The organism is Telluria sp. ZT3P25 (assembly GCF_059685895.1).
On record NZ_JCASIJ010000001.1, the window covers coordinates 102,808 to 127,423 of the forward strand.

21 protein-coding genes and 1 riboswitch are annotated in these 24,616 nt (G+C 65.6%); of the genes, 11 read left to right on the forward strand and 10 right to left on the reverse strand.

Features of this window, described 5'->3' with window-relative positions:
- Positions 1-62 precede the first annotated feature (62 nt).
- Positions 63-1,133, forward strand: coding sequence for an MBL fold metallo-hydrolase (locus AC56LY_RS00500; RefSeq protein ID WP_499575582.1), 1,071 nt, complete (start codon positions 63-65; stop codon positions 1,131-1,133).
- On the opposite strand, the gene AC56LY_RS00505 is transcribed toward AC56LY_RS00500, so the two are convergent.
- From AC56LY_RS00505 to AC56LY_RS00530, 6 genes are all read right to left on the reverse strand, one after another.
- Positions 1,134-1,817: a transglycosylase domain-containing protein gene (locus AC56LY_RS00505; RefSeq protein WP_499575586.1), complete on the reverse strand. Its 684-nt coding sequence runs from the start codon at positions 1,815-1,817 to the stop codon at positions 1,134-1,136.
- Entirely contained in the window at positions 1,817-2,962 is a 1,146-nt protein-coding gene (locus tag AC56LY_RS00510; protein WP_499575587.1) for an acyltransferase family protein, read from the reverse strand. The genes AC56LY_RS00505 and AC56LY_RS00510 overlap by 1 nt, the downstream gene beginning before the upstream one ends.
- 32 nt (positions 2,963-2,994) lie before the next feature.
- On the reverse strand, positions 2,995-5,124 hold the full coding sequence (locus AC56LY_RS00515) for a TonB-dependent receptor plug domain-containing protein (RefSeq protein WP_499575590.1): 2,130 nt from the start codon (positions 5,122-5,124) through the stop codon (positions 2,995-2,997).
- Between the two features lie 8 nt (positions 5,125-5,132).
- The gene (locus AC56LY_RS00520) at positions 5,133-6,695 is read right to left on the reverse strand and encodes a peptidoglycan DD-metalloendopeptidase family protein (RefSeq protein ID WP_499575593.1); all 1,563 of its coding nucleotides are present in this window, start codon (positions 6,693-6,695) and stop codon (positions 5,133-5,135) included.
- On the reverse strand, positions 6,692-7,072 hold the full coding sequence (locus tag AC56LY_RS00525) for a BlaI/MecI/CopY family transcriptional regulator (protein WP_499575596.1): 381 nt from the start codon (positions 7,070-7,072) through the stop codon (positions 6,692-6,694). The genes AC56LY_RS00520 and AC56LY_RS00525 overlap by 4 nt, the downstream gene beginning before the upstream one ends.
- A gap of 147 nt (positions 7,073-7,219) precedes the next feature.
- The gene (locus tag AC56LY_RS00530) at positions 7,220-10,018 is read right to left on the reverse strand and encodes a valine--tRNA ligase (RefSeq protein WP_499575598.1); all 2,799 of its coding nucleotides are present in this window, start codon (positions 10,016-10,018) and stop codon (positions 7,220-7,222) included.
- 246 nt (positions 10,019-10,264) lie between these two features.
- Here AC56LY_RS00530 and AC56LY_RS00535 point away from each other — a divergent pair, with 246 nt between their 5' ends.
- The 9 genes from AC56LY_RS00535 (at position 10,265) to AC56LY_RS00575 (ending at position 18,738) form a co-directional block, all read left to right on the forward strand.
- The gene (locus AC56LY_RS00535; RefSeq protein ID WP_499575601.1) at positions 10,265-12,379 is read left to right on the forward strand and encodes a hypothetical protein; all 2,115 of its coding nucleotides are present in this window, start codon (positions 10,265-10,267) and stop codon (positions 12,377-12,379) included.
- Between the two features lie 134 nt (positions 12,380-12,513).
- A complete protein-coding gene (locus tag AC56LY_RS00540; protein WP_499575602.1) occupies positions 12,514-12,807 on the forward strand; it encodes a hypothetical protein in 294 nt (97 codons plus the stop codon).
- Positions 12,808-12,863: 56 nt separating this feature from the next.
- A riboswitch (TPP riboswitch) is annotated at positions 12,864-12,976 on the forward strand.
- A 77-nt stretch (positions 12,977-13,053) separates the two neighbouring features.
- Complete coding sequence (gene thiC, locus AC56LY_RS00545) at positions 13,054-14,979, forward strand: phosphomethylpyrimidine synthase ThiC (RefSeq protein WP_499575604.1); 1,926 nt, start codon at positions 13,054-13,056, stop codon at positions 14,977-14,979.
- Complete coding sequence (thiS, locus tag AC56LY_RS00550; protein WP_183556875.1) at positions 14,980-15,183, forward strand: sulfur carrier protein ThiS; 204 nt, start codon at positions 14,980-14,982, stop codon at positions 15,181-15,183.
- 20 nt (positions 15,184-15,203) lie between these two features.
- Positions 15,204-16,037, forward strand: a complete 834-nt coding sequence (locus AC56LY_RS00555; protein WP_499581889.1) for a thiazole synthase — start codon at positions 15,204-15,206, stop codon at positions 16,035-16,037.
- Positions 16,034-16,777 (forward strand): bifunctional hydroxymethylpyrimidine kinase/phosphomethylpyrimidine kinase, encoded by a 744-nt coding sequence (locus AC56LY_RS00560; protein ID WP_499575607.1) that lies wholly within the window; start codon positions 16,034-16,036, stop codon positions 16,775-16,777. The genes AC56LY_RS00555 and AC56LY_RS00560 overlap by 4 nt, the downstream gene beginning before the upstream one ends.
- 10 nt (positions 16,778-16,787) lie before the next feature.
- Positions 16,788-17,402, forward strand: a complete 615-nt coding sequence (thiE, locus tag AC56LY_RS00565) for a thiamine phosphate synthase (protein ID WP_499575610.1) — start codon at positions 16,788-16,790, stop codon at positions 17,400-17,402.
- A gap of 38 nt (positions 17,403-17,440) precedes the next feature.
- Positions 17,441-18,154, forward strand: coding sequence for an ion channel (locus AC56LY_RS00570; protein ID WP_183556881.1), 714 nt, complete (start codon positions 17,441-17,443; stop codon positions 18,152-18,154).
- Positions 18,155-18,213: 59 nt separating this feature from the next.
- A complete protein-coding gene (locus AC56LY_RS00575; RefSeq protein WP_499575613.1) occupies positions 18,214-18,738 on the forward strand; it encodes a GNAT family N-acetyltransferase in 525 nt (174 codons plus the stop codon).
- Here the strand turns inward: AC56LY_RS00575 and AC56LY_RS00580 are convergent.
- From AC56LY_RS00580 to AC56LY_RS00595, 4 genes are all read right to left on the reverse strand, one after another.
- Complete coding sequence (locus AC56LY_RS00580; RefSeq protein ID WP_499575615.1) at positions 18,733-19,860, reverse strand: metallophosphoesterase; 1,128 nt, start codon at positions 19,858-19,860, stop codon at positions 18,733-18,735. The two genes, AC56LY_RS00575 and AC56LY_RS00580, sit on opposite strands and share 6 nt — an antisense overlap.
- 166 nt (positions 19,861-20,026) lie before the next feature.
- Complete coding sequence (locus AC56LY_RS00585) at positions 20,027-21,649, reverse strand: TonB C-terminal domain-containing protein (RefSeq protein ID WP_499575617.1); 1,623 nt, start codon at positions 21,647-21,649, stop codon at positions 20,027-20,029.
- Between the two features lie 6 nt (positions 21,650-21,655).
- Entirely contained in the window at positions 21,656-23,362 is a 1,707-nt protein-coding gene (locus AC56LY_RS00590; protein WP_499575619.1) for an Hsp70 family protein, read from the reverse strand.
- A gap of 106 nt (positions 23,363-23,468) precedes the next feature.
- Positions 23,469-24,071 (reverse strand): hypothetical protein, encoded by a 603-nt coding sequence (locus tag AC56LY_RS00595; RefSeq protein WP_499575621.1) that lies wholly within the window; start codon positions 24,069-24,071, stop codon positions 23,469-23,471.
- A gap of 225 nt (positions 24,072-24,296) precedes the next feature.
- On the opposite strand from AC56LY_RS00595, the gene AC56LY_RS00600 reads away from it, so the two are divergent.
- Entirely contained in the window at positions 24,297-24,608 is a 312-nt protein-coding gene (locus tag AC56LY_RS00600) for a hypothetical protein (RefSeq protein ID WP_499575622.1), read from the forward strand.
- The last annotated feature ends 8 nt before the right edge of the window (positions 24,609-24,616 follow it).

Genomic DNA, 24,616 nt, shown 5'->3' on the forward strand with positions numbered 1-24,616 from the left:
ATCCGCCCAGCGCCAGGAAGTCCGGATCGGCCGTAGTGCACTTTTATCGAATCGACGCGTTCATGCGCCTGCTTGTCGGCATCATCGTTACGGGAGCTCTCGCTACCATGGCAATCTGTACCTCTGTCTCGGCAACGACGAGCGCGCCAACCTCGCCGCAATACCACGACGGCAAATACCGCAATCCGGTCGCCATGCACAAGCTGGGCGCCGGTGGCATTGCCAAACTGTGGTGGGCTTTCCTGTTCGACAAGCGGGCCGGGACCACGCCGCAGCAGGCGGTGCCGGTGCAGCCGCTGACCCGGGCGGCCCTGCTGGCCGCGCCCGACAATACGCTGTACCGTCTCGGCCACTCGACGATGCTGATCAAGCTCGCCGGCGAGTTCTACCTGACCGATCCCGTGTTCTCGCAGCGTGCATCGCCCGTGCAGTGGTTCGGCCCGGCGCGCTTTCATGCACCGCCCATCTCGATCGATGAACTGCCGCCCATCAAGGCGATCATCCTGTCGCACGACCATTACGATCACCTCGACTACGCGGCGATCATGGCGCTGGCGCCGAAGACATCCGTATTTCTCACGCCACTAGGCGTGGGCGACCGGCTGGTCGACTGGGGCATCGATCGCGCCAAAGTACGCCAGTTCGACTGGTGGCAGGATGCCGAGATCGACGGCGTGCACTTCGTGGCGACGCCGGCCCAGCACTTCTCCGGGCGCGGACCCCACGACGGTAACTCGACGCTGTGGGCGTCATGGGTGATCCAGCACGACGACCTGCGCCTGTTCTTCAGCGGGGACACCGGCTATTTCAAGGGCTTCAAGGAGATCGGCGCCAGGTACGGACCATTCGACATGGCGCTGATCGAAACCGGCGCCTATGACAGGCTCTGGCCGGACATCCACATGCAGCCGGAAGAAACGCTGCAGGCGTTTGTCGACCTGAACGCAGCCTGGCTGCTGCCGATGCATAACGGGACGTTCGATCTGGCGCTGCACCGCTGGCAGGAGCCGTTCGACCGGATCGAGACGCTGGCCGACGAGCGCGGGATCAAGCTGACCACGCCGGAGATGGGCGAAGCCTTGAACCTGACGCAGCCGCATGCCGGCGGGCGCTGGTGGCATGGCCTCAAGTGATCACGCGCCGCAGTGCGCCAGTGTTGTATCGAACCAGCCGTGAGCCTTGCAGGTGCCGTGCACCAGCGCACGCACCCGTGCCACGCGCGTGGCATACGCTGCGGGCTGCCTGACAGGGTGGTAGGTGTTGGGCGCCTTGATCATGGCAACCAGGCCAATGAACTCGTCTTCGCTGGTCTGTCCCAGCGACTTGCCGAGATAATTCCGGGACGCCGCTGACAAGCCCATGATCTGCCTGCCGTTGTACGTTCCCAAATAGACATGGGTGGTGTACAGCGCCAGTTGTCGCGCCTTGGATAGCCTGGCGTCGAGCACTACGGCCATCGCATCACGGCCCAGATCGATCCGTTTGCAGCATGCGAAGACGCTGCGGTACAGCGCCTGCAACGCGCCGCCAGCCCCGCCCAGGTCCGCACCTTCCAGGTAGAGGTCGCGCGCGACCGCGCCCGAGATCGTCGCAAAGCCCTGGCCGCTGGTCAGGCTCACGCCGTGGTGTACGAAGAAGGCAGGATCTTCGACGCGCAGCAGGATCTGCGTCTGCCGCGCGGACAGGGGCGCGTCAGCGATTGCAGGCATGTGCGCAATGACAGTGTCAAAGGTGGCCCAGGCCCAGATGACGACAAGGAGCAGATAGCCCGCCACCATCGCGGGCAGGATCGACAGCCAACGGGTTCGTCGTCGCATCACACGCCTTTGACGGGCGCCTGGCCCACGGATGGTCTGCGCTGCAAACCCAGATGCATGGCGCCGTGTTCGAGCAGGCGCGCCAGCGCGTAACAGCACAGCAGCACCGGCACATAGACAACGAAGGTCCAGGTTTGCACGTTGCCAAGCAGCGCGCGGTACAGGCCCGCGGTGGCAAGCACGATGAACATGTGGAACAGGTACAGCTCATAACTGAGGCTTCCCATGCGCGCCAGCCATCCCAGACCACGGCGCGGCGCAGGTGGCTGCGCGTGAAAGGCCAGCAGCAGCAGGCAGGCGCCGACGCAAATCACGTACAGGTTCGACTTGAAGAGATAACGGTAGACCACGTCCGACCAGCCCAGTACCAGCACGAGGCACAACGCACCAGCCAGACCCATGATGCGGGCCCCTCGCTTGCCTGGCTGCCACCGGTGCGCGAGTAGTGCAGCGAGCACGCCCCAGGCCAGCGCAGCCATCCCGGGCAGGTATGCTTTTTCCCACCAGACCTCATCGCTCATCGGCACCAGCGCGCGCAACGGTTGCAGTCCCAGCGCCAGCACGACCAGCATGCCGATCAGGACACGGCGCGGCAGCCACAGGCACAGCAGCGGAAAGCCCACGTAGAACACTTCTTCGATCGACAGCGACCACAGGACATCCCAGCCCGCCGGCGCCCAGCCAGTGCGGCCTTCGTACCAGTTAAACGTGAACGTCAGCGCCGAACCGAGCAAGCCGGCCAGCGAGTGGCGGTCGGTCTCTGGCATGAATCCCGGCACCTGGCACACGGCCAGCAGCGAGAGCAGCGTCAGGGCCAGGCCGAGCAGGGGCAGGATGCGCCGCGCGCGGGCGCGGTAGAAGCGGCGCAGGTCGACCTGTCCAACGTCGCCATCGCGTTCGATGATACGCAGCGTGATCAGGAAGCCCGACAACGTGAAGAAGATAAAGACTGCTTCGTAGCCGTTGAAGCTGATGGCGTCGATCAGTCGCTTGGGCAGCCACTGGCCAAGCAGGCTTGGACCCAGCGGCAGGCGAAACGGCAAGGCCAGATGGTGCACGATCACGAGCAGGATCGCCAGGCCACGCAGGCAATCGATGCCGACGTTGCGCCGCGCGGCGTGCCAGTGGGGAAGGGAAGTCGTCATGCGGTGCTTTCCAGGGTGATTGCTGCCATTGTCTACAGGGAGTGCTCCCATACCAGGCGCCAGGTTGCGCGCACCCGATATGTCGTTGCGCGAATCAGCGGCGCGTTGCCTTCGAACGTGCGCTGTTCGAGAAGGTCTTGCTGCAGCAGGTCCGAGACCGACAGCCGCAGGCGCGATCTTGCATCACGCTTCCACAGTGCGTAAAGGTCGAGCTGGCGTTTCATGCTGTCTGCATCGACGATCGATGCGCTGCTGCGGCTGACAACGCGGCTGGTGTGGGTATAGCTGCCGCCGACGTCGATGCGCCCGCTCGCTGTGCTGTAGTCCAGACCCAGATTGCCGTTGTACGCCGGCTGCCCGGCGATGCGGTTATCTGGCCCCGGCACATTGTCGACACGCGACCAGTTGCGCGCCAGGTTCACGCGTGCCGCCAGCTGGCCGATCGTGGCCTTGCCTTCGAATTCGATGCCACGCACGGTCGCCATGCCTGCATTGACCGGCGTCGCGGTCCACACACCCAGGTTCTGCCTGATGTCGATGAGCGTGATGTCGCGGATGCGTTTGTGGAATGCGCTCACGCTGGTCATGCCGTTCTTGCCGAAGGTACGCTCCCAGGCCACGTCGACGCCAAGTGCGAGTTCCGGGCGCAGGCCCGGATTGCCCTGCTGGTCGGGGTTGGTCGCGCTGTTGTTGTTGTCGACCGTGTAGCGGCGCGGCATCAGCTGGACAATGTTCGGCGCCTTGTAGGTGCGGCTCACGGCCAGCCGAAAACCATCGTGTGGCCCCGTGTCGCCGTCCGGGCGCGCGCGCCGGTACAGGGTCTGGAAGACCGGGCTCCAGGCCCCGGCATCGACGTCGACGGGGGCTGCCGCATTGCCTTCGCCGGTCGTGCGCACCTCTTCGCGGCGCAGGCCGGCGTAGGCCGACCAGGCCGGGGTGATGTCCCATTCATCCTGGACGAAGAAGGCGCTGCGCGTTACCTGCGCGCGGTAATCTTCGTCGCTGGTCAACAACTGTGCACCGTTGCCATCGACCTGGTGCTCGCGCCGGTACTCGGTGCGCGTCTTGCGGCCGGTTTCCCAGCCGGCGGCCAGTGTGTGGCCGCCCCACAGCGGGCGACGCCAGCTTCCACTGCCAGTCCACTCGCGTTCCGTCGGTCCGGAGGCGACGGCATTCGTGCGCAGCAGCGTCCCGTCAAGACTTCTGCCGCGATAGACAAAATCGGCATCCCGCGTTGTATAAAAACTGGACAGCTTGAGCGCCAGCCGCGCGCCGGCATCGAGCTTGCGGTTCCAGGCCAGGTCGGCGTAGCCATGCAGCGGGTCGGTCCGATACGCCTGGTCGGAACGCGGATAGGCGGTCGGGTTGCCAAGCATGGTCGACTCCAGCTCGCGCTTGGCGTTATCGATGCGGCGCCGGCGCAGATAGCTTTGCGAGGTGATGCTGTCGCGGCCATTCGGTTGCCAGGTCAGGCGTGGCGCCAGTTCCAGCACGTCTTCGACCTGGTGCTCGAACCAGTCGGTGGCGCGCAGCAGCGTGGGGCGCATGCCTTCTTCGCGCGTGACAGCCTCGACCGGATTGCGGTTGCGCCTGAGCGTCGCCGACAGCGAATACGCGAGCGGGCCGAGGCGGGCGCTGTGCTGCGCCAATAGTTGCGGGGCGGCGTAGCCGGCAATCAGCGCGCTGCCGGCCTTGATCTCGTTCGTGCCGGCGCTGGCACGCCGCAGGATGACATTGATGGAGCCTGCCACCGCCTGGCTGCTTGTCTCGGCCGTGGCCACGCGCCCGATCTCGATGCGCTCGATCATGCCGGGCTCGAGCGACTCGAGCGAAAAGCCGGCCGGTGCCGGCACGCCATCCAGCAGGATGGCGACGTAGTCTCCACCCAGGCCGCGCATGCGGATGGTGGGCGGCGCACCGGGACTGCCGCCGAGCGTGATGCCGGGCTGGCGCTTGAGCACATCGGCCAGGCTGGTATCGCCATGGCGCACGATGTCGTCGTGCCGGATCACGATCGCAGTGGTCGTGGCCTGCGTGCGCAAGGTGTCGGCGTCGGCCTTGACCATCACCTGCTGCATGGGTGCAGGTGTGGTCTGGGCCAGCGTTGCGGCGTGCGCCGCCACCAGCAGCGCGCAGGCGCTGCCGTTTCGGATGATTCGCATGGGATGTCTTACCGGTCGATGGGGACGGGGTTGCCTTGTGCCTCGCGCCGGGCGATGGCCTTTTTGGTGGCGTGCTGCAGCAGGTCGGGAAGCATCTGCACAGGATCGAGGCGCTGCCGGCCTTCCCAGTACTCCAGATGCAGGTGCGGCCCGGTGGCCTTGCCACTGGCGCCCGAGGTGCCAAGCAGGTCGCCGGCCTTGACGCGCTGTCCGGGAGCCACGTCGATGCGATCGAGGTGAATCAGCAGCGAGCTGGTATCGGCCCCATGATCGACGCGTACATAGTGGCCCCAGGCTGCATCGAAGGCTGCTTCCAGTACCGTGCCGGCGGCGACCGCCAGGACCGGTGTGCCGCGCGGGGCCGCCAGGTCGATGCCGTGGTGACCCTTTGGCACGCTCGGACTGACCACGCCGTACAGGCTCGTGATGCGTGGCCGGTCGAGCGGGTAGCGCCAGGTTGCAAGCGGTGCCTGCGGCGCGATCGGCGGCGCCGGGGCGAGGGAAGACGCGCTCGCCGAGAAGGCGGGTTGCAGCGCTGCACCGAGCAAAGCGAGTGCGGCAACGCCGCAGCCGACCAGCAGGCGGCCTTGTGCCGACAGGCGCGGTGGCCGGGCGGCCTGCATCCGCTGCACCCGACCGACGATGCCCGGACTGCCGAATGCTGCACCTGCTTGCCATCCCGGTTGCCATCCCGGTTTCCAGCTCGCTTGCCGCCGCAGTTGCGCCACCAGCGCGCCCGCATAGCCCTGGCGTTCGCGGTTCGATGCGCCGGAGAGCACGGCATCATCGCAACCCAGTTCCACCGCCTCGCGCAGCGCGCCGTCCAGGCGTTGATACGGCCGGTTGAACCAGAACAGCAGTGCGAGCACGCCCGAGACCGTGAGCCACAACGGATCGGCGCGGCGCCAGTGGGTCAGCTCATGCTCGACGATCATCTGCTGCTGCCTGACGTCAAGCGCCGACACGTGCGCCGGCAGCAGCAGGGATGGGCGCCGCACGCCATGCAGCATGGGAGAAATCGGGAGGTCGATCGTGCGAACCGTGAGGCGGCTGGCGACGAGAGCACGCTGGGCCGGCGTCATGCCGGGCCAGGCGCGCAGCTCGGCATCGCCAACGCGGCGCGTCTGGCGCAGCAGCACCGTCCAGCAACGCTGCATGCGCAGGCGCTGCACCGCGTGAAACGTCAGTCCAGCCAGATACGCGGCCAGCCAGGCAACGGGCAGATAGCGCCAGACCGTGTCGAACGGGTCCTGCGCCGGCGCCGGGGGCAGCGCCAGGGTTGTCTGCGTCAGCGGCGGCAGCACATCGGGTTCGGCCGTCAACGCGTGCTGGGGGGCTGGTGCTGGCAGGGTCAGGGCTGGCGCAATGGCACTGCGCGGGAGCGGAGCAACGGCCATCAGGAACACCAGCACCACGGCTGCCTGGCCGCCCAGCCACACGCTGCGGTGCGCCAGCAGCGCCGGCCAGCGCCGCGCGGCCAGGCGCAGCAGCATCGACAGGGCGAACGCGAGCACCAGGCTGCCTGCGCAAGCCACGGCAAAGTGCACCAGCAGCCACGAACCGGTCATCATGCGTCGTCCTCGGGCCAGTCCTGCAGCAGGCTGTCGAGGCGTTCGAGTTCCTGCTCATCGACCAGTTTGCTGCCGGTGAACATCGACGCGGCCAGCGGCGCGTCCATCTCCATCACGCGCCGGCTGAAGTCATGCGCAAACGCGGCCAGCGTGCCGACCTTTTCCAGCAGCGGGCGATAGACCTGCAGGCCGCCGCTGGCCTCCTGCGCCACCATGCCCTTGTCGAGCATGCGCTCCAGTGTTTTGCGGGTCGATGAAAACGACCAGGCCAGTTCATCCTCGACCTGCGCATGCAGTGCGCGCGCACTAAGCGGTGCGTCGCGCCACAGCGCCTTGAGCAGGCATAGTTCAGTCGGTGATGGAATCGCAGCAGTCATGGAGTCTCCTTGTCGTGAGTGATTATGCGACACTTGTCACATGCTCGGCAAGCAGTTTGTGTGACACATGTCGCATGCATGAAAACGGCAGCGTAAACGAACAACGCGGCCACCCGGGCCGCGTTGTTCGTCTACACCGTCAGCTGCTTATGCTGCTGCCAGCTTTTCGAGCTGCTCCTGCATCTTGCTGAGCGTGGCCGAGAAGTTCGCCACGCGTTCCTGCTCCTGTGCCACGACGGCGGCCGGGGCACGGGCAACAAAGCTCTCGTTGGACAGCTTGCCGTTGGCCCTGGCGATTTCACCGGCCACGCGCGCGATTTCTTTCGACAGGCGTTCGCGTTCGGCGGCGACGTCGATCTCGACCTTGAGCATCAGCTTGGTGGTGCCGACGATCGACACGGCCGCTGGCGATTCCGGCAGCGCATCGACGATCTGCACTTCGGCCAGTTTGCCCAGCAGCTGGATGTACGGTGCGAACACCGCCATGTCAGCGCGCCCGGCGTCGCTCGATGGTTCGACGATCAGCGGCACGCGCAGCGACGGCGCCAGCGACATCTCGCCGCGCAGGTTGCGGGTGGCGTCCACCAGCGCCTTCAACTGCTCCATCCAGGCCTCTGCACCTTCATCGATCTGCGTCGCATCGGCCTGCGGATACGGTTGCAGCATGATCGTCGGCCCGGTCTTGCCAGCCAGTGGGGCGATGCTCTGCCACAGTGCTTCGGTCACGAACGGGATGATCGGATGCGCCAGGCGCAGGATCACTTCCAGCACGCGCAGCAGCGTGTGGCGCGTCGCGCGTTGCTGCGCTTCGGTGCCTTGCTGGACCTGGACCTTGGAGACTTCGAGGTACCAGTCGCAGTACTCGTCCCAGACGAACTTGTAGATGCTGTTGGCGATATTGTCGAAGCGGTAGTCGGCAAAACCCTTGGCGACATCCTGCTCGACGCGGTTCATCAGCGAGATGATCCAGCGATCCGCCTGCGACAAATCTTCAGGTGCCGGTGCACCGCAATCCTTGCCTTCGGTGTTCATCATCACGAAGCGGGTTGCGTTCCACAGCTTGTTGCAGAAGTTGCGGTAGCCTTCGGCGCGGCCCAGGTCGAAGTTGATGTTGCGGCCCAGCGACGCGTAGCTTGCCATCGTGAAGCGCACGGCGTCGGTGCCGAACGCCGGGATGCCATCCGGGAATTCGCGGCGCGTGGCCTTGCCGATTTTCTCGGCGGCGCGCGGGTCCATCAGGCCCGTGGTGCGCTTGGCCACCAGCGTCTCGACGTCGATGCCGTCGATCAGGTCGATCGGGTCGAGCGTGTTGCCCTTCGACTTCGACATCTTCTGGCCCTGCGAATCGCGCACCAGGCCGTGCACGTAGACGGTCTCGAACGGCACCTTGCCGGTGAAGTGCGCGGTCATCATGACCATGCGCGCCACCCAGAAGAAGATGATGTCGAAGCCGGTGACCAGCACCGACGACGGCAGGAACAGTTTCATGTCCGGCGTTTCTTCGGGCCAGCCCATGGTCGAGAAGGGCACCAGCGCCGACGAGAACCACGTGTCGAGCACGTCGTCGTCGCGGCGCAGGGCGCCCGTGATGCCGGCAGCTGCCGCCTTGGCCTGCGCTTCGGCTTCATCGCGCGCGACGACGATCTGGCCGTCTTCGGCGAACCAGGCCGGGATGCGGTGGCCCCACCACAGCTGGCGCGAGATGCACCAGTCCTGGATGTTGCCCAGCCACTGGTTGTAGGTCGTGCTCCAGTTTTCTGGCACGAACTTGATCTCGCCACTGGCGACTTTTTCTAGCGCCACGTCAGTGATCGACTTGCCCGGATTGAACGTTCCTTCCGGCGCCGGCTTGGTCATCGCGACGAACCACTGGTCGGTGAGCATCGGCTCGATCACGACGTTGGTGCGGTCGCCCCGCGGGACCATCAGCTTGTGCGGCTTGATCTGTTCCATCAGGCCGAGGCCTTCGAGGTCGGCCACGATCTGCTTGCGCGCGGCGAAGCGGTCCAGCCCCTGGTACTGGGCAGGGCCGTTTTCGTTGATCTTGGCGTCGAGCGTGAAGATGCTGATCGGCGCGAGGCCGGCGCGCTGGCCAACCGCGTAATCGTTGAAGTCGTGGGCCGGCGTGATCTTGACGCAGCCGGTGCCGAATTCTTTATCGACGTAGCTGTCGGCGATGATCGGGATTTCGCGGCCCGTCAATGGCAGCGTGAGTGTCTTGCCGTGCAAATGCAGGTAGCGCTCATCGGTCGGATCGACCGCGACAGCGACGTCGCCCAGCATCGTTTCAGGGCGCGTGGTGGCGACCGTCAGGTGGCCGCTGCCGTCGGTGAGCGGGTACTGGATGTACCACATGAAGCCGTCTTCTTCCTGCGAGTCGACTTCGAGGTCGGACACGGCCGTGCCCAGCACCGGGTCCCAGTTCACCAGGCGCTTGCCGCGGTAGATCAGGCCCTGCTCGTACAGGCGCACGAAGACTTCAACGACCGATTTCGAGCGTGGCTCGTCCATCGTGAAGTATTCGCGCTGCCAGTCGGGCGACGTGCCCAGGCGGCGCATCTGGCCGGTGATGGTGCTGCCCGATTTTTCCTTCCACTCCCAGACTTTTTCGAGGAATGCGTCGCGGCCCAGGTCATGGCGCGAAATCTTTTGCGCATCCAGCTGGCGCTCGACGACGATCTGGGTGGCGATGCCGGCGTGGTCGGTGCCCGGGACCCATGCGGTGTTGTAGCCGCGCATGCGGTAGTAGCGCGTCAGGCCATCCATGATCGTCTGGTTGAACGCGTGGCCCATGTGCAGGGTACCGGTGACGTTCGGCGGCGGCAACTGGGTGCTGAAGGAGGGCTTGCCCTCGTCCATGGTCGCGGCAAAGTAGCCGCGCTGTTCCCACTCGGCGCGCCAGAACTGTTCAATATCGGCTGGCTCGAAAGACTTGGCTAATTCCATGATGTGGTCGTGTGTGAATTTTGCGAAAGAAACCATTATAGGTCACCTTCCAGCGCCAGCCTATCCTGGCAGCGTCGCTGAATTGCCATGTGTTGCCCAGCTCGTTTGAATCCTTCTTTGTTTGCCACAGCTCCTTGATCTACCTCCAAATGTGCGGGTGATTCCTCTGAATATCTGCAGCCTCGACGAACCATCACCCCTACTGCGCTGGTCGAACGAGGGCATGTCCAACATGAGGAGAACACCATGTCACAACTCGACCCAACCGGGATCGACAATGCAAACGAGGACGCCATCGGCGACACCGGCGTGATGACCTATGAAGAAGTATCCGGGCTGTCCAATGGCGACCTGGGGATTCCCGAGCCGTACGACACCGGGCCCACCGGCGCTGCGCCCGGGCTTGCTGCGGGGCCGGGTATCGCGCCTGCCCCGCAGGTGCCCTTGCCGATCCCCTCGCTTCCCATCCCGTCCATACCGGCCATCAAGAAGGCGGTCAGCGGTTGCTACGCCAGTTCGCTGGGCAGCTTCCAGCTCGACCTGCGGGTCGACGTCGACCGCAACCGGCCGATGCGCCGGGTCAGCGGCGACTTTTACCAGACCAGCGGCAAGACCAAGTCGTACTTCGGCTCGTTCGTGGTCGACAGCCCGACCGTGACGGTGTCGACCACCCGTATCGTCGTCAAGGGCATGGGCCGCTTCACGTTCGCGGCCGGGGCGCCGGTGATCCAGGTAACGATCCCGCGCGTGAACATCTTCCAGCCGCAGGCCGCGGCCACGCTGCAGTTCTTCACGGTCAACAATACGCCCGGGGCTTCCTATCATTGTCCGTTCTCGTCCCTGCATTTCCGCACGGTGCGCATTGAAACCGACAGCGTGTCCGATGTGACGACCGCGCCGTTTACAAGCTACAACACGGGTTCGCTGCCTTCGGGCGGCAGCGCCCGCACGGTCAACGTGGTCAGCGCCTTTGGCGAAGCGGGCATCGGGATGGTGCCCACTGCCGGCAACAATGTCATCGATGTCAGCGCGGCCGGCGCCAATACCACCTGGAGCAATGCCGAGCTGCACGCGTCGATGCAGCAGCATTTTTCGCTGTGGGGCGACCTGCAGCAGTGGTGCGTCTGGCAACTGGTGGCGCAACAGCATGATATGGGCACGGGCCTGTACGGCATCATGTTCGACCAGCAGGGCAAGCAGCGCCAGGGCTGCGCCGTGTTCCACGCCGGGATCGGCGGCACCACGGCCGAGCAAAACCGGCTGCAGCTGTATACCTATGTGCACGAACTTGGGCACTGTTTCAACCTGATGCACTCGTGGCAGAAATCGTACGCCAATCCGCCCAAGCCAAACCGTCCCGAAGCGCTGTCGTGGATGAACTACCCGTGGTACTACCCGAATGGCGGCGCGCCTGGCTATTGGAGCAGCTTCGACTTCCGCTTCGACGACGAAGAGCTGATCCACCTGCGCCATGGTTTCCGCAACGACGTCATCATGGGCGGCAACAGCTTCACGAGCGGCGCCTCGCTTGGCCGTGACGTGATGGCCGATCCGATCTCGGACGAATCCGGCCTGGTGCTCGATATATCGACCCACCAGCGCAGCTTCGCGCTGGGCGAGCCGGTGGTGCTCGAACTTAAGCTACGCGCCACTGACACACGCGGGCGGCGCGCCCATACCTGGCTGCATCCGAACTATGGCCTGGTGAAGATCGTCATCGAACAACCTGGCGGCAAGGTCTGCGCCTACGAGCCGATGATCGACCACCTGGTAGGCGAGCGCCAGACGATGCTCGGGGTGGACAACCCGGTCCAGGATAGCGCCTATATCGGCTATGGCAAGGATGGTTTCTATTTTGACCGGCCAGGCCAGTACCGGGTGCGGGCCGCGTATGCGGCGCTCGACGGATCGCAAGTGCTGTCCGATATCCTGACGGTGCGCGTGCGCTATCCGGTCAGCACTGATGACAACGTGCTGGCCGACCTGTTCATGGGCGAGGACCAGGGCGCGCTGTTGTACCTGCAGGGGTCGGACAACACCACGCTGCGCTCGGGTAATGCTGCCTTCGACGAGGTCCTCGACCGCTTCGACATGCATCCGATGGCCGCCTATGTGCGCATGGTCAAGGGCGTCAATGCCGCCCGCGCGTTCAAGACAGTGAACGCTGGCGAGGGCAAGCCGCTGTTCGTGCGCGCAGCGCGTCTCGATGAGAGCGTCGCATTGCTCTCGAGCGCCGCGCAGGCCAAGGTACTCGATCCGGTGTCCCAGGGCGAGTTGCTCACCTGCCTGGCCACCGTTCAGGGTGGTCCTGCGGCGACCGGCGCGACCGGGCCGGGCACGCGGCCGCACCGCAAGGCATGATCCATGCTGGATCGCAGGGGATGCGCCGGGCACTTGGGCTGGTCGTGCTGGCGTTACTCTGTTCCGGACAAGCCTGCCCTTCAGGCGGCTTGTCCGGCAAACCTGTTGCAGTCAATGGAAAGGCGAGGCAAGCGATGACGTTACGCGTGAGGTTGGGCGAAGGGTTTCAAGACAATACGGTCAGCGTGCGGGTCGACGGCAAGCAGGTCTATGACCGGCCGAACGTGAGTACCGACCTGACGATTTCGCGTGCGGATTCGTTCGATGTGGCGGTCGACGGGCCCAGCGTGCAGCTCGAGGTGGCGGTGCAGGGCGGGCCGACGGTGTGCCGGGCAGTCGAGCCGGCGCAGACGCCGTTCGTCGAAGTGCGTTTCATCGACGGCGCTTTGCATTTGCTGCCATTGCCGGCCGAGCCGCCGATGTTGTAACCATGATGCCCATTCAATATTTGTTCGGCTATAATCCACCCGCTGCCATCACTGGCAGCAAACGCTAGGGGTCCTGCGCGTCGTTGCTTTTACAACGATGCGTGGGTGAGAAATACCCTCCGAACCTGATCTGGATAATGCCAGCGAAGGGAAGCAGCCGAATAGTGCGGCCGTGCGCAGTCCTGCGCCCGACCTTGCCGCACCCGGTAACTCCTTTGCTGGCTCTCATGCACGCAAGGGAGCCACATGAACGCACCGCCGAAGTCTTCGCAACTGTTCGATGCCGCCACCGCCACGGTGGACCAGGCAGCCATCGCATCGCTACCAAACTCCCGCAAGGTCTACATCGAAGGCAGCCGGCCCGATATCCGCGTGCCGATGCGCGCGATCAGCCAGTCGGCCACGTCCGACAGCTTTGGTGGCGAACCCAATCCGCCGCTGTTCGTCTATGACACGTCGGGGCCGTACACCGAACCCGCGACCGCGATCGATATCCGCAGTGGCCTGGCGCCAATGCGGCAACCGTGGATCGACGGGCGCGGCGACACCGAGCAACTGGCCGGGCCATCGTCGCAGTACGGCCAGCAGCGGCTGGACGATCCGGCCTTGAGCGCGCTGCGCTTTGACCTGCAGCGCGCGCCCCGTCGCGCGAAGAGCGGCGCGAATGTCACGCAGATGCACTACGCGCGCCAGGGCATCATCACGCCCGAAATGGAATTCATCGCGCTGCGCGAAAACATGCAGCGAAAGGAATACATCGCGTCGCTGCATGCGTCCGGTCCGATGGGCAAGCGGGTCGCCGACCTGATGGGGCGCCAGCATCCGGGCCAGTCGTTCGGCGCCAGCATCCCCGCCGAGATCACGCCCGAATTCGTGCGCTCCGAGGTCGCGCGCGGGCGCGCCGTCATCCCCCTCAATATCAACCACCCCGAAATCGAGCCGATGATCATCGGCCGCAACTTCCTGGTCAAGGTCAATGCCAATATCGGCAATTCGGCCGTGACCTCGTCGATTGGCGAGGAAGTGGAAAAGATGACGTGGGCAATCCGCTGGGGCGCCGACACGGTGATGGACCTGTCGACCGGCAAGCACATCCACGAAACGCGTGAATGGATCCTGCGTAACAGCCCGGTCCCGATCGGCACGGTGCCGATCTACCAGGCGCTGGAAAAGGTCAATGGCAAGGCCGAGGACCTGACCTGGGAGATCTTCCGCGACACGCTGATCGAACAGGCCGAGCAGGGCGTCGACTACTTCACGATCCACGCCGGCGTGCTGCTGCGCTACGTGCCGATGACGGCCAATCGCCTGACGGGCATCGTCTCGCGCGGCGGCTCGATCATGGCCAAATGGTGCCTGGCGCACCACCGCGAATCATTCCTGTACACCCACTTTGAAGACATCTGCGCCATCATGAAGGCGTACGACGTGACGTTCAGCCTGGGCGATGGCCTGCGCCCAGGCTCGATCTACGACGCCAACGACGAAGCGCAGCTGGCCGAACTGAAAACGCTGGGCGAACTCACGCAGATCGCGTGGAAGCACGACGTGCAGACGATCATCGAGGGCCCCGGTCACGTGCCGCTGCACCTGATCAAGGAGAACATGGACCTGCAGCTCGAGCAGTGCCATGAAGCGCCGTTCTACACGCTCGGGCCGCTCACGACCGATATCGCCCCTGGCTACGACCACATCACGTCCGGCATCGGTGCGGCCACCATTGGCTGGTACGGCACGGCGATGCTGTGCTACGTGACGCCCAAGGAGCACCTGGGCCTGCCTGACAAGCAGGACGTCAAGGACGGCATCATCACGTACAAGATCGCGGCCCATGCGGCCGACCTGGCCAAGGGCCATCCGGGCGCGCAGCTGCGCGACAACGCGCTCTCAAAAGCGCGCTTCGAATTTCGCTGGGACGACCAGTTCAACCTGGGCCTGGACCCCGACAAGGCGCGCGAATTCCACGACGAGACCCTGCCCAAGGATTCGGCCAAGGTGGCCCATTTCTGCTCGATGTGCGGCCCGCATTTCTGCTCGATGAAGATCACGCAGGAAGTGCGCGCCTACGCTGCGGCCAATGGCGTCCAGGGCGAAACAGCCCTGCACCAGGGGATGCAGGAAAAGGCGATTGAGTTCGTGCGCGATGGCGCCCGGCTGTACCGGGAGGTCTGAATGACATCCATCGAAGTCAATGGCGCGCCGTGCGGCGTGCCGCCGGGCCAGACACTCGCCGGCCTGCTCGAACAGCTGGACCTGAGCGGGCAGGGGATGGCGCTGGCCGTCAATCGCGAGGTGGTGCCGCGCCAGCAGTGGCCGACGCGCCGCCTGCAGGCGCAGGACCGGGTCGATATCGTGCGCGCCATCGGTGGCGGCTAAAGGAGAACAGGATGAATGTCATGAACGAAAACATGAAACCAGACGGGCAACCGGATGTACTCACCATCGCCGGGCGCGCCTACCGTTCGCGCCTGCTGGTGGGCAGCGGCAAATACCGCGACCTGGCGCAAACGCGCGAGGCCACGCTGGCGGCCGGCGCCGAGATCATCACGGTGGCAATCCGCCGCGTGAACATCGGCCAGGACCCGAACGCGCCCAGCCTGCTCGACGTGCTGCCGCCGTCGGAGTTCACCATCCTGCCCAACACGGCCGGCTGCTTCAATGCGAAGGATGCGGTCTACACGTTGCAGATGGCGCGCGAGCTGCTGGGCGGGCGCAATCTCGTCAAGCTCGAGGTGCTGGGTGACGCCACCACGCTGTTCCCGCACATGCCTGAAACGCTCAAGGCCGCCGAAACCCTGGTGCGCGACGGCTTCGACGTGATGGTTTATTGCAGCGACGATCCGATCCAGGCCCGCATTCTGCAGGAGATCGGCTGCGTGGCCGTGATGCCGCTGGCGTCGCTGATCGGCTCGGGGATGGGTATCCTCAACCCGTGGAACCTGTCGCTGATCATCGAGCAGGCCACGGTGCCGGTGCTGGTCGATGCCGGCGTGGGCACGGCGTCGGATGCGGCAATCGCGATGGAACTCGGCTGCGACGGCGTGCTGATGAACACCGCGATTGCCGGCGCGCGCGACCCGGTGCGTATGGCACGCGCGATGAAGCATGCGGTGCTGGCCGGGCGCGATGCGTACCTGGCGGGGCGCATGCCAAAACGTTTCGCGGCATCGCCGTCGTCGCCGGTCGAGGGCAAGATCACGGGCAACGTCACGGGTAACCTCGCCCCATGACACCGTGCGTGCTGGTCTTCGCCGGGCTCGATCCCGGCGGCGGCGCGGGCCTGGCGGCCGATATCCTGGCCATTGCCGCGCAGGGCGCCCACGCGCTGCCGGTGGCCACGGCGCTGACCTGCCAGGACAATAACCGCGTGTTCGACGTGCACCCGGTCGATGCCGGCCTGGTCGCGCGCCAGGCTGCGCCGCTGGTCGCCGCCTTCGACATCCGCGCCGTCAAGCTGGGCATCCCCGGCAACGCGGCCAATGCGGCGGCGATTGCGGGCGTCATCCGTGACCTGCGCGCGCGGCAACCCGATCTGCCGGTGGTGCTCGACCCGGTGCTGGCCAGCGGCCATGGCGACGCGCTTGGGCAGGGCAACGCCAGTGGCGCCTTGTCCGATTTGCTGACGCTGGCGACGATCGTGCTGCCCAACCTGCCAGAGCGCGCTGCGCTGGACGCCCCAGGCACGGTGCAGATGCTCGTCACGGGCGGCCATGCGCCGGGCGACACGGTCATCAACCGCTGGCTGCAGGACGGTCAAATGTTGCGCGAGTGGCACTGGCCGCGCCTGCCGGCCAGTTATCACGGCAGCGGCTGCACGCTGGCCGCTGCGCTGGCGGGTCGCCTGGCGCTGGGCGAGTCGATGGCCATCGCCCTCGGGCACGCCCAGGCCTATACACACGCCACACTGGCGCAATCGTTCGCGATCGCCCCGGGGCAGCGCATCCCGCGCCGCCTGTGCCAACCACATTGAAGGAGCCACTATGAAGGGCTTGTATCTCGTCACACCGAACTGGAACGACACCGAGCGGCTGCTGGCCGCCACCGATGCCGCGCTGAGCGCCGGCGCCGCCCTGGTGCAATACCGGCACAAGGAGGCAGACGCGCGCCTGCGCCTCGAACAGGCCACGGCGCTGCTGGCGTTGTGCCGCCGCCACGGCTGTCCGCTCGTCATCAACGACCATCTCGACCTGTGCCAGGTGCTCGACGCCGATGGCGTGCACCTGGGCCACACGGATGGGGCGCTTGCCGCTGCCCGCGCGCTGCTGGGCCCGGCCAAGATCGTCGGCGCCTCGTGCTATGGCGACCTGGCGCTGGCGCGTGCTGCGCGCGACGCCGGCGCCAGCTACCTTGCCTTCGGTGGCTTCTACCCATCACCGGTTAAAAAATACACGTTCGTGACGCCACCGGAACTCCTTGACCAGGCGCGCGCGGAGTTCACGCTGCCCCTCGTCGTCATCGGCGGCATGACGCCGGCCAACGCCGCGCCCCTGGTCGCGCGCGGCGCCGACCTGGTCGCGGCGATCACCAGCGTGTACGGTGCGGCCGACCCGCGCATGGCCGCGCACGCATTCGGGAGCCTGTTTTCGGCCGGCTGAACCTACAATGGCAGTACTTACGACTTTGTCCTGCCGCCATGATCGCTCCACGCCTGTTCATCCACACCCGCCGCCATCCATCCGCCATCCTGCTGCTGGTGCAGCTGCTCGGCATGCTGTCATACCCCTTCATCGAAGGAACGCGCGCCGGCCAGGTGGCCTTCAACTGCTTCGGCATCGTGGTGCTGGCCTTTGCCATCCGCATGGTGCGCCGTACGCCCGGCGAGGTGCGTGTGAGCTGGGCGCTGGCCGTACCGATCATCGCGCTGCTGCTGGCGCAGATCCTGCTGGGCTACAACCACCTGCTGGCCTGGTCGTCGGGGCTGGAGGCGTTGTTCTACTTCTACGCGGCCGGCAGCCTGATCGCCTACATGATGGAAGACGAACGCGCCACGACCGACGAGCTGTTCGCGGCCGGCGCCACGTTCACGCTGCTGGCCTGGGCCTTCACCCACATGTACATCCTGCTGCAGGAAGTCCAGCCCGGCACCTTTGCCGCCGCCGTCAACGCGGGCGCGCCGCGTACCTGGACCGAACTCAATTACCTGAGCTTTGCGCTGCTCTCGAGCACGGGCATCGGCGACGTGATTCCGCTGACGCCACCGGCGCGGGCGCTGGCCAGCGTCGAGATGCTCGTCGGTTTGATGTACCTGGCGGTGGTCGTGGCACGGTTGATCGCCTTCACGACACGCAACCGGATCGAGGTAGGCCGCGCACGCAAGCGCAAGCTGGAAGAGTGGGAACAGGATTGAACCACAAGGCCAGAATTGCTTGCTAGAATCGTCCTCCGATCACCAACAGGAGCACGTGCATGGCGTACCAACTGGCTGGCTACACGATTCGCCATTTCTTACCCGACGAATGGCCGGCTTACCGCGCGCTCCGTCTGCGCGCGCTGGAAGACGCCCCCGACGCCTTTGGCAGCACATTGGCTGCCGAATCCACGCGGCCGGCCGAAGAATGGGCAGCGCGCCTGGCCCGAGCGGCCACGTCCGGCATCGACCATCCACTCGTGGCCCACGTCGCGGGCCAACCCGCCGGGCTGGCCTGGGCGAAGGTCGACGCGGACGACCCGGCCCTCGTGAACCTGTTTCAGATGTGGGTGGCGCCCGAAGCACGCGGGCAGGGTGTGGCCGCCGGTTTGCTGGCCGAGGCGGTGCGCTGGGCGGGCGGGCGCGGCGCCACTGCCATGCAGCTTGGCGTCAATTGCGCCAATGACGGGGCAGTTCGCCTCTACACGCGCGCCGGGTTCGTTGCCACGGGATGGCAAGAGCCGATGCGGCCCGGGTCGGATCAGGTCGAGCAGCGCATGCGGCTGGTCATCGCAGGATCATGAACGCGCCGTCTGACGCCGCAGCGTGATCCGGGTCAGCTCGGACGGCACGCCCAGGCGCAGCGCGAATCCCGGCCACAATGCGGTGCCGTTGTTCAGGTACAGCGTCATCCCGTCGACATCGTAGCGGCCCGACACGAAGCCGTTGTTGGCACGCGCCACCACCCGGTCGAGCCCGACGATCATGCCGCCGTGGGTGTGGCCGGACAGTTGCAGCGCGACGCCGCGGCTGGCGGCATGGCGGGCATTACGCGGTTGGTGGTCGAGCAGAATCACGGGTACGCCGGCCGGCGCGCCGCGCAGGGCCGCGTCGACGTCGGGCGGCGCCGCGCCGGTCTGCGGTGCGGTCACGTCATTGACACCGGCCAGCACCAGTTGCCCGGCGCCGCGCTTCAGGACGGTATGGCTGTTGTCCAGCGGCGTCATGTTCAGGCCTGCGAAATACGCCATCCACGCCTTGTGGCCAAAGAAGTATTCGTGGTTGCCGGGAATGACCCAGACGCCGTCGGGCGCGCGCAGGTCGCGCAGCGGCGCCACGTCGCGTTCGCGGTGCGCGATATTGCCGTCGATCAGGTCGCCGGTAATGACGATCAGGTCGGCGTCCAGCGCATTGGCGTCGGCGACGACCTTGCGCGTCCAAGTGGCGTCGAACAGGCGGCTGATGTGCAGGTCGGTCAGGTGCACGACCTGATAGCCGTCGAATTCGTGCGGCAGGTTCTTCACCTCGATCAGCACGTCTTCGAGCGACGGCGATTTGATCGCCTGGTTCACGCCCAGGGCTGCCAGCAGCGCAGCCGCAATGGCGATGCCGTAGCGCAGGCGCGGCGCAATCGCCACGCGCCGGCGCCGGATCGCCATCGCGATCAGGGTGCCGGCATCGAGCAGCAACTGGAACACCGCCAGCAGCAGGATCGCGCCAAAGCCCCAGTTGAACAGGATGACCAGCCCTTTCGGAAATTCGGGCGAGAACACGCTGCCCGAGGACAGGCGCGACCACAGGTGGTACTGCGAGACCAGTACCAGCACGACAGCACTGGCCACTTTGGATTTCGTGGACAACGGCAGCGGCCAGAGCCAGCGCACCAGGACCAGCAGGCAGGGAAGGCTGAACATCAGATGAAACATCAGGTGCGCTCCGTTCGTGCCGGGAAGCGGCCTGCAGTTGCCAGGGTGGTGCATGGGCGCGTCATGACGCCCACGGAATGAGTCGAGTAAATATGCATCGTGCGCTCTGCCTGATTAATCCAACCGGCAAGCATAGCCTAGATTGGCGGCGGGCACAGGCCGCCGCTTACGCTTCGCGTGGGGGCGGCTGCGTGCGATCGGCGTCGGTACGCTGTATTTGCGTGACCGTGGTGGACCATTCCACGTCAAAACTGCGCGCCGTATCGGCCGGGAACGGCTTGGCTGCACGCAGGGCATTCTCCATCGCGTGGTCCAGCCGCGGCTCGCCCGATCCCTTGATCTGCTTGACGCGCACGACCACGCCGTCAGCGTTGAGATCGACACGATATCGCAGTGTCAGTTCGCCAGGCTGCGTGAAGCGGTCCGCCTGATAGTCGATGGGGGGAACGTGCTTGCCCAACAGTGCGGCCCCCGGGGTGATGCCGTGGGTGGCTTGCCGCGGCGCCGGCGCATTTGCTTTCGCAGCTTGCCGGGCCGTGATGGTGGTCGTATAGCTTACCTCGAACTCGGCCGGTGTTTCGGGCGGGAACGGCGTGGCCTGTCGCAGCGCCTCGGCCACCGCCTCGTCGAAGCCCGGCTCGCCCGAGGTCGAGACATTGCGTGTCTGGCTGACCCGCCTGTCCGCGTCCAGGAAGACCCGTACCCGCGTATCGAGCACGCCGGGCTTCGCGCCGGACGGCGGCTGGTAGCGTAGTGGCGGAACGTGCGCGTCCAGTACCTGCTGGCTGACAGCCGGCGTCGCCGGTGTGGGGTCGGTCGCCTTGAACACTGCGTACAGCAGCAGCGCTGTCACGACGATCAGCGCCACATTGCGCGCGATGACCCACAGCCAGGCAGCCAGCGATCGGGGTTGCACCGGCACGGCAAGATCGTCGTCAATGTCGAACGCGGCCTCTGCTTGCGCACCGAAGCGCGCCTGGTAAGCGGCCCGCCACTGCTCCACGTTCTCGAAGCTGACCAGGATGCGCATCATGTGAGGGAACCGCGCCACCATCGTTTCGACAATGCGCATGTCGTTGCGCAGGCGCTGTACCGTGGGCGCGCCGGTGTCGCGCAGCGCGCGTGCAGCGCGGCGCATGGCGGCTTGCCTTGCCGGTGGCTGCGTGGCAAACAGGCGGCGCTCGGCCAGCGCCCGGTCGAGCACCATGCCGGCATGGCCGAACGCCAGCAGTCGCTGCGGGTCCGCATCCCAGCCGAATACCGTGAGCGCCGCCGCGAACAGGTTTTCGTGGCCGGGCCGCCAGCCGTGCGCCAGCACGGTGGCGACGATCGCCTCGAACACGATCCGTGCGTCGATGTTGATCAGGTCATCGTCGTCCAGTCTGCGCCGGAGCAGCGCCTCGTACGGATCGGGGTTGTTCTGGGCCGGCTGTGCGAGCAACCCTTCCATCTCCGTCGCCAGCCGTCCGAAGGCGGCTTCACCCATTGACCGTGGATCGTCCGCATCGACCGGCTCGGGCGCGGCAGGTGGTTCTGGGGCTGCGTCGGCAGCCGGCGTGGGGGCCATGGCCGTGGTGGCTGCCGGCGGGGCTTCGGCCTCGGCTTCGCGTTTTTTCCACGCGGCCCAGGCCATTGCTTCTTCGTACACCGCGCGCAGGTCCTGGAAGCCTTGTGCGTCGTGTTCCTGGTCGATGGTCTTCAGGCGCCGGGCGTAGGCGCTGCGGATGTCGCGCTCGCGCGCATCCTGATCCAGCCCGAGCGCGTCGAGAAATGCAAACGTGGCGGCCATCGGGGGCTATGCCTCGGGCAGCAGGAAACTCTGGTGGTCGAAATAATCGAGCACCTGGCGAAACACGTCGACGGCCGGCACGATCACGCGCCGTTCCTGGGTGCCCAGCGCCTGCTCGAAGCGCGCAATTTCGCGGCCCAGACGCTCGCGCTCGTCGCCCCGCAGTTGCTGGTACAGGCGTTCGCCACGCGCGAGCAGCGTGCGGTTTTCCATGTGATCGCGCGGATGGATCTTGAGTTCGGACAGCGCCTGGAAGCGTTGTGCGATTTCCGGCGCGCTGAGCATGCCCGGATTGCCTTCGATGACGAGGGTGTGCACGTCGCGCGTGTGCACCAGCGTCGCTTCTACCTGCAGCAGGCCATTCACGTCGTAGGTAAAGCGCACGTCGACACCTTCGTCGTTGCCGGTGGCGAGCGGAATGGTCAGCGCGCCGAGCTTGATGTTGTCGCTCGCCATGCGCGCTTCGCCCTGGTAGACCAGCAGTTCGATGACGCGCTGCGTGTCCTGTAGCGGGAAGTAGCGCTTGACGCGGCTGGCCGGGATGACCGTGTTGCGTTCGATGATCGGGTCGAAATGGCCATGCGAGAAATGGTCGGCGTCGATGTGCATCGTGGTGGCCACGCCGAGCGAATATGGCGCGACGTCGGTCATCACCACTTCGTCCAGCGCCGCATCCTTCATCTTGAGCCCGGCCTGTACGGCGGCGCCGAGCGCCACTACCTGGTCGGGGTCGATGTCGCACGCCGGGAAGCGACCGAACATGCGCGCCGCCATCTTGCGCACCAGCGGCATGCGGGTGGCGCCGCCGGCCAGCACAATATTGTCCAGCTCGGCGATCGGCAGGCGCGCGTCGCGCAGCGCCCGTTCGACCGGCGCGCGCAGGCGTGCCAGCAGCAGCGCGCACAGCTTTTCAAAACCCGCCTCGTCCAGCTCCAGCGCATACTGCGTGTCGCCATCGACCACGCGGATGGTGGCGCGCGGAGACTCGCTCAGGGCGCGCTTGGCCAGTTCGGCCTGCGCGGCCAGGCGCTGCATGAACTGCGCGTCTGCGCGCAGCGTGGCCGGCACGCTCGCCGCGGCGAAGAAATGCTCGACCAGCGCTGTGACGAAATCCTCGCCGCCCAGGTAGTTGTCGCCGGCCGACGCGCGCACTTCCATGACGCTGTCGAACAGGTCGAGTACCGACACGTCGAAGGTGCCGCCACCCAGGTCGAACACGAGAAATTTCGATTCGCCGTCGCGCAGGTGGATCCCGTAGGCCAGGGCGGCGGCGGTCGGTTCATTGAGCAGGCGCTCGACCTTCAGACCGGCCAGTTCGCCGGCGGTGCGGGTGGCCTTGCGTTGCGCATCCGAAAAATACGCAGGCACCGTGATCACCGCTTCGGTCACCGGGTGGCCAAGGGCGGCTTCGGCGTCTTCCTTCAGCGAGCGCAATACCAGCGCAGAGAGTTCTTCGGGACGAAACCCGCGCTTGCCGAGATAGAGGGTTTTGTCGCTGCCCATCAGGCGCTTGAAATTGGCAGCGCTTGCCTGCGGATGGGTTTGCAGACGTTCGCGCGCAGCCTGGCCAACCAGGATCGCACCGTCTTCATCGACGCTCACGCAGGAAGGGGTCAGCATCTCCCCGAGACTGTTCGGGATCAGGCGCGCCGCGCCGTTGTCCCATACTGCGATCAGGCTGTTGGTCGTGCCAAGGTCGATGCCGACAATCATTGCGTTTTACTTTCCAAAGAAACCATGCTGGGGCGCAAATCATAGCGTAGCGGCACGGTCCTGGGATTACGCACGCAGCATTTATCCATACAGCATGATGCAGGCCTCACGCCGCATCGCGTTCTGCGCGCTCCAGCTGACGCAGCCGCGCCACGGCGCGCGCTCCCGGGTAATCGCGCGAGCGACCGGACCGTCTGTCGTAGTCAGCGGGGCGGTAGCTGATCGTGCGCCGTTCGATCGTATCGATGTAGCGCGGATTGTCCCTGGCAAAGCATGCAAACGCAGTCTGCATGCGCGGATCGAGCGTGGTCAGTGCCGCATCGATCAGCTCGATGATCTCGTGGACGTATTCACCGATCAACTGCACCACGAACGGTGCCATCCAGTCTTGCAGGTTGGCCAGCAGGTGACGCAGGCATTCTTCACGGACATGGCCGTTGTGGTGGCGCGTGCCCAGGCACCACAGCATGGCGCGCTGGCGTGCATTGAGATCGCCAGTCGCTGCGAGCAGGGAGGCGTCAAAATACAAGCGTGTCGGGATGGCAAGCTTCTCATCGGCCAATGCCACGATGAAGTGCAGGTGAGAGGGATGTGGATGCCAGACGTGGGTGGCGCAAAGCGCCTGGGCGTCAACGCGCAAGGCGCGGGGAAATGCATCGGAAAGCTCAAGCGGGCATGGTGCGGCGCGCACCGGTAAAGGATCGGACATGGTGTTCTCCAGGTGACCCTGCAGATGGCGCAGGGAACGATGGTATCGCATCCTGTGCAAGAATGCCATGCACCGGCACGGACCCGCATCTGGTACCGTGTCCGATCAGAGTGATGTGGGCAGACGGCGCTTCGCCGGGATTGGATTGACATGCAGTACATCGATTTCACGACACTGACACAGCTGGCACAGGCCTCTTCACGGGTGACGACCCCATGCAGCTGCATGGCCGTACCGTTACAAGCCTGGACCGCGCTGCCATTGACGCTGGAACTTGACGGCTTCGAAGACATCGGGGTCCTGTTCGAAGACCCCTACGACGAGCCGACCTTCGCCGAATATCATCCGGCAGGCACCCGTTACGAAAGTGCGGATGCGCCGATCGCCCCGCGCTTCTATCCGGCCAACCGCTGTACCGTGGCGCGCTGCACCGGGTGTGGCCGCCATTACCTGCGCTATAACGAAGCCGGCGGTTACTTTACCGAGCTGCGTATCCGCGCACTACAGCCCGAACTTCTGGTCGACGCACCGACTTAGCGTCGTCG

Coding starts and splice junctions, on each gene's coding strand:
- AC56LY_RS00500 (WP_499575582.1), top strand. CDS start 63: ATGCGCCTGCTTGTCGGCATCATCGTTACGGGAGCTCTCGCTACCATG.
- AC56LY_RS00505 (WP_499575586.1), bottom strand. CDS start 1,817: ATGCGACGACGAACCCGTTGGCTGTCGATCCTGCCCGCGATGGTGGCG.
- AC56LY_RS00510 (WP_499575587.1), bottom strand. CDS start 2,962: ATGACGACTTCCCTTCCCCACTGGCACGCCGCGCGGCGCAACGTCGGC.
- AC56LY_RS00515 (WP_499575590.1), bottom strand. CDS start 5,124: ATGCGAATCATCCGAAACGGCAGCGCCTGCGCGCTGCTGGTGGCGGCG.
- AC56LY_RS00520 (WP_499575593.1), bottom strand. CDS start 6,695: ATGATGACCGGTTCGTGGCTGCTGGTGCACTTTGCCGTGGCTTGCGCA.
- AC56LY_RS00525 (WP_499575596.1), bottom strand. CDS start 7,072: ATGACTGCTGCGATTCCATCACCGACTGAACTATGCCTGCTCAAGGCG.
- AC56LY_RS00530 (WP_499575598.1), bottom strand. CDS start 10,018: ATGGAATTAGCCAAGTCTTTCGAGCCAGCCGATATTGAACAGTTCTGG.
- AC56LY_RS00535 (WP_499575601.1), top strand. CDS start 10,265: ATGTCACAACTCGACCCAACCGGGATCGACAATGCAAACGAGGACGCC.
- AC56LY_RS00540 (WP_499575602.1), top strand. CDS start 12,514: ATGACGTTACGCGTGAGGTTGGGCGAAGGGTTTCAAGACAATACGGTC.
- thiC (WP_499575604.1), top strand. CDS start 13,054: ATGAACGCACCGCCGAAGTCTTCGCAACTGTTCGATGCCGCCACCGCC.
- thiS (WP_183556875.1), top strand. CDS start 14,980: ATGACATCCATCGAAGTCAATGGCGCGCCGTGCGGCGTGCCGCCGGGC.
- AC56LY_RS00555 (WP_499581889.1), top strand. CDS start 15,204: ATGAACGAAAACATGAAACCAGACGGGCAACCGGATGTACTCACCATC.
- AC56LY_RS00560 (WP_499575607.1), top strand. CDS start 16,034: ATGACACCGTGCGTGCTGGTCTTCGCCGGGCTCGATCCCGGCGGCGGC.
- thiE (WP_499575610.1), top strand. CDS start 16,788: ATGAAGGGCTTGTATCTCGTCACACCGAACTGGAACGACACCGAGCGG.
- AC56LY_RS00570 (WP_183556881.1), top strand. CDS start 17,441: ATGATCGCTCCACGCCTGTTCATCCACACCCGCCGCCATCCATCCGCC.
- AC56LY_RS00575 (WP_499575613.1), top strand. CDS start 18,214: ATGGCGTACCAACTGGCTGGCTACACGATTCGCCATTTCTTACCCGAC.
- AC56LY_RS00580 (WP_499575615.1), bottom strand. CDS start 19,860: ATGTTTCATCTGATGTTCAGCCTTCCCTGCCTGCTGGTCCTGGTGCGC.
- AC56LY_RS00585 (WP_499575617.1), bottom strand. CDS start 21,649: ATGGCCGCCACGTTTGCATTTCTCGACGCGCTCGGGCTGGATCAGGAT.
- AC56LY_RS00590 (WP_499575619.1), bottom strand. CDS start 23,362: ATGATTGTCGGCATCGACCTTGGCACGACCAACAGCCTGATCGCAGTA.
- AC56LY_RS00595 (WP_499575621.1), bottom strand. CDS start 24,071: ATGTCCGATCCTTTACCGGTGCGCGCCGCACCATGCCCGCTTGAGCTT.
- AC56LY_RS00600 (WP_499575622.1), top strand. CDS start 24,297: ATGGCCGTACCGTTACAAGCCTGGACCGCGCTGCCATTGACGCTGGAA.